Genomic DNA, 4,620 nt, shown 5'->3' on the forward strand with positions numbered 1-4,620 from the left:
GAGAGTGTGACACGAAGTCACTATTTTTTTAATTTTATTTTACTTATTTTTCCTTTAATTTTATATACTATGAAGTACAATCTATTATTATAGATATTAAACTTTATGGTTGTTTTATTTATGGTTTTAAAAGATGATAACATAAATCAAAGTATGTTGGTCCCTATGGACTTGCGAAACTTGATTCCTGAAGATCATCCCTGCTATTTTATTAAAAATGTGGTTGATTTAATTGATTGTTCAAAAGCAAACCAGGAATTTCGTGGAACTCCTGGGGAATTTGCTTATCCTCGAGAATTATTGCTCAGACTCATTTTAATGAGTGTTTTCGATGGAGGATTATCTTCAAGGGAAATAGAAAGAAAAACACAAACTGACATTGCATATATGTATCTTGCAGCAATGGAAAAACCATCATATCGAACAATAGCAAGATTTAAAGTCGAATATTCAGATTTAATTGACGATGCATTTAAAACAACCATTAAAATTGCAAAAGACAATAATTTAATAAAAATTCATCATTTGAGCATAGATGGAACTAAAATCAAAGCAAAAACATCATTAAATAAATTAACTGATGAAAATCAAATCAAAATCATGAAAGAACACTTAGAAAAAAGTATTGAAAGAGATCAACAAGAAGATGAGGAATTAGGTGATGAATCTGGAAACAATGTTCCAGAAACATTAACTAACAAAGAAAAATTCAAAGAAACAGTGAAAAACATTGAAAATTCATCTAAAGACAATAGAAACAAAGATAAATTACGTTCTTCAAGTTTAAACCTTTTAAAACAAGGAGAAAAAAATCCAGAAAAAGTTTTAAAAAAAGTCAACAATCTCGAAGAAAAATTAAAAGAATCACCAAAAGATGTAATAAGCATTAATGACCCTGATGCACGCTTAATGAAGAATAAAAAAGGCAAATGGGAATGGGATTACAATGCACAAATCATTGTAGATGAATACAAAGGAATAATCCTCTCATCATACATTACACAAAATCCAACCGACCATTTCGAATTAATTCCATCAATAGAACAACTAAAAGATAATTTAAGTGAAATATATGATGAATTGCCTTCCAATTTTCAATTTAGTGCTGATAATGGATATTCTACAGATCAAAACACAACATATCTCGAAGAAAAAGGGTTAGATGGTTACATATCCACCAGAAAACTATCAAGAAAAGAAAAAAAATATAATTTATGGAAAAAACCTTTCCAAAAAGATAATTTCAACTATGATGCGGAAATTGAAACCTATATTTGTCCTTTGGGAGAAATTTTATATCGAAGAAGAACATATGAATACAAAAACAAACAAAGAATAAGTTATTGGACAAATGAATGTAAAAACTGCATAATGAAAGAATATTGCTGCCAAAAAGACAATTACAGAATAATTCAAGACTACGGAAATCCTTCCAAAATCAGAATGCAACGGAAAATGGAAACTGACTGGGCGCAAAAAATCTACAAAAAACGATCAAAAACAGCAGAATTACCATTTGCACACATAAAACAAAATATGAAATTACATGAATTCACCACAACAGGCCTTAAAAATACAAACACTGAATTCAAACTATACACAATTGGACACAACCTAAAAAGAATATACAACGAAATAAACAGAAAGAACAACTAAAAATAAGAAAAATTATAAAAAAATCAAAAACACAAAATTAGATTAAAAATTTTGCGTCACATCCTCAAAAAGCAAAAAAAAAATCATTAAATTAGTTAAGGAACACAATTTAATTTAAAAAGAAAATAAAAAAGAAGTAATATTTACCTTATTACTTCTAGAATCATATCCAAGTTTTCAGATTGTAAGATATCAACCTTTTTACCAGATGCACCTACAATCTCTTTTTTAATATTTAACATGTCTTCACTGACTACCAAATCACCGATAGCCAATTCATGATTTTCACTTAAAACAGAATCGATTTCATCCAATGGAGTTGATTTTAAATAACCAATGATTTTACCAGCATCACCCTTGAATTTAGGTCCTATTTGAGACATGTCCGGTTCAACTTCGATGATTTTTTCATGAACTTCAGGTTTTCCTGATTTAATAACTAAATCTTTGATTTTTAAAGTACCTTCAATATCCTCTGCAAACTCTTCAAAGATATTAATTAAATCACTGTCAGTAGTGTAGACATTAACTTCAGCAAGCTCTGCATTTAAAGGTATTTTTGAAGCGGATTTGAATCTTCTGACTTCATCAATTAAATCAACAGTATTATCACCTTTAGTTTCAAACTTTTCACTGATTAACTCTTCAGTTACTTCGGGCCATAAAGTGGTGTGAATTGACTCATCGCCAAAGTACTGATAGACCTCTTCAGCAAAGAACGGTACAATTGGAGCAAGCAATTTAAGTGAAGTTTCAACAACTGTTCTTAAAGTGTATTTAGCAGCTCTTCTTGATTCATCACTTACATCACTGTACAATCTGTATTTTACCGCTTCGATATATTCGTCACAGAAATCATGCCAGAAGAATCTTTCAATGGATGTTATCGTTTCAGCAAAGTTATATTGAGCAAATGCATTATCCACTTTAACATTCAAGCTGTTTAATTTAGATAATATCCATAAATCCAGTGGTCCTAAATTATCTTTAACATCATCATAGGATATTTCTTCATCAAAAATCTGCATGCTGATGAATCTGAATGCATTCCAGAATTTTCTGAGGAATCTGTATCCGTGCTTGATTTCTTTCCAGTCAAACTGCACATCAGATCCCGGTACGCTGTTGGCTGCCCAGGTTCTCAATGCATCAGCACCATACTGTTCAATGACTTCTTCAGGTCCGACAACAAATTCAGGTCTTGATTTACTCATTTTATTTCCGTCTTCACCAAATACCATACCGTTAATTACAATATCGTCAAACGGTTTTTGGCCAGTTAATGCCAAACATCTTAGGGTTGTATAAAATGCCCATGTACGGATGATATCGTGTCCTTGCGGACGGATGTTTGATGGAAAATGATTGATGTAATCTTCATCAGGCCATCCTACAATGGATAACGGTGAAATTGATGAATCCATCCAGGTATCAAGTACATCTTCTTCAGGAATAAACTCTTCACAGCCACATTCACAAGCATGTTTAGGTTTATCCTGAGTTGGATCGATTGGCAAGTCTTCAACATCAGGCAATATTACTTTTCCACAGTCTTTACAGTACCAGACAGGAATTGGAGTTGCAAATATTCTTTGTCTTGAAATACACCAGTCCCATTCCATTGAATCTGCCCAGTTGACCATACGGGATTTCATATGTTCAGGTACCCAGTTCATTTCATCGGCTGCAACTTTGGTTTTTTCAATTAAATCCCTTACAGCTACAAACCACTGCTTTTTAACAAGAATCTCAATAGGAGTTTTACATCTCCAGCACTGACCGACATTTTGGTCTACCTGTTCCTGTTTTAATAAGTAACCTTCGCTGTCCAAATCTTCAATAGTCTGTTTTTTACAGCTTTGTAAATCCATTCCTTCATATCTGCCGGCAGCTTTGGTTAATGTACCAGTTTCATCAATTGCATTAATGATTTCCAAATCATATTTTTGAACCCAGCTTACGTCAGTTTTATCCCCGAAGGTACAAATCATTACTGCACCTGTACCGAATTCAGGATCTACCTCTTCATCTGCAATGATTTTTACTTTTTGATGTGATAGAGGCACTTCAACATATTTGCCTAATAAATGAGCATATCTTTCATCTTCAGGGTGAATTACAACAGCCACACAAGCGGACATTAGTTCCGGACGGGTTGTTGCAATTAGAATACCTTCCTCTTTAGGGTCAGCCTGTTTACCTGAAGATTGTGAAGATACAATATCATCATAGGAATCATCTACAGCAGGCGGAAAGTTAACATAGTTTAAAAATGTGGTATTATCGTTATATTCTACTTCTGCAAATGCAATAGCTGTTTCACAACGAGGACACCAGTTTACCGGATGAATTCCCTGATAAATCAATCCTTCATCATACATTTTTAAAAATGAGTACTGGGTCTTTTTCATGTATTCCGGAGTCATTGTTACAAACTCACGGGTCCAGTCCTGTGAATAACCCATTGCCTGCATTTGTGCTTTCATTTTAGCAATATTATCAGTAGTTAAATCAACACAATATTCTCTGAATTTAGCACGTGAAACGTCATTTTTCTTGATTCCATGAGTTTCCTCTACTTTTACTTCAGTTGGAAGACCATGGCAATCCCATCCCTGGGTGAATAATACATCATGACCTTTTTGTCTTCTGTATCTTGCATTCATATCAATATAAACCCAATTTAAAACATGGCCCAAGTGAATTGAACCTGTTGGGTATGGTGGGGGAGTATCAATTACATATCTAGGACGAGATCCATCCCCAATGTATTTGTAGATGTCTTCATCTTCCCATTTTTGCTCCCATTCTTTTTCTTTTTTAAAATCATAGTCTTTAGGAATCTCTTCGTTTGACATAAATTTTCTACTAAAATAATTAAATAAAAATAATATTATTAAATATGTAGTTTATTATTTAAAAATATTAAGTAAATAGATAAGTATATTATATAATTAAACTAAA

At 32.5% G+C, this 4,620-nt stretch carries 2 protein-coding genes; one reads left to right on the forward strand and one right to left on the reverse strand.

Annotated features, from left to right (window positions below):
* The first annotated feature begins 105 nt into the window (after nucleotides 1–105).
* Nucleotides 106–1,656, forward strand: a complete 1,551-nt coding sequence (locus ACKI3Q_RS09975) for an IS1182 family transposase (protein ID WP_407416441.1) — start codon at nucleotides 106–108, stop codon at nucleotides 1,654–1,656.
* A gap of 143 nt (nucleotides 1,657–1,799) precedes the next feature.
* Here ACKI3Q_RS09975 and ACKI3Q_RS09980 read toward each other — a convergent pair whose 3' ends face one another.
* Complete coding sequence (locus ACKI3Q_RS09980; RefSeq protein ID WP_407416442.1) at nucleotides 1,800–4,514, reverse strand: valine--tRNA ligase; 2,715 nt, start codon at nucleotides 4,512–4,514, stop codon at nucleotides 1,800–1,802.
* Nucleotides 4,515–4,620: the final 106 nt, after the last annotated feature.

Source organism: Methanobrevibacter sp. (assembly GCF_045636185.1).
Taxonomy (GTDB): domain Archaea; phylum Methanobacteriota; class Methanobacteria; order Methanobacteriales; family Methanobacteriaceae; genus Methanocatella.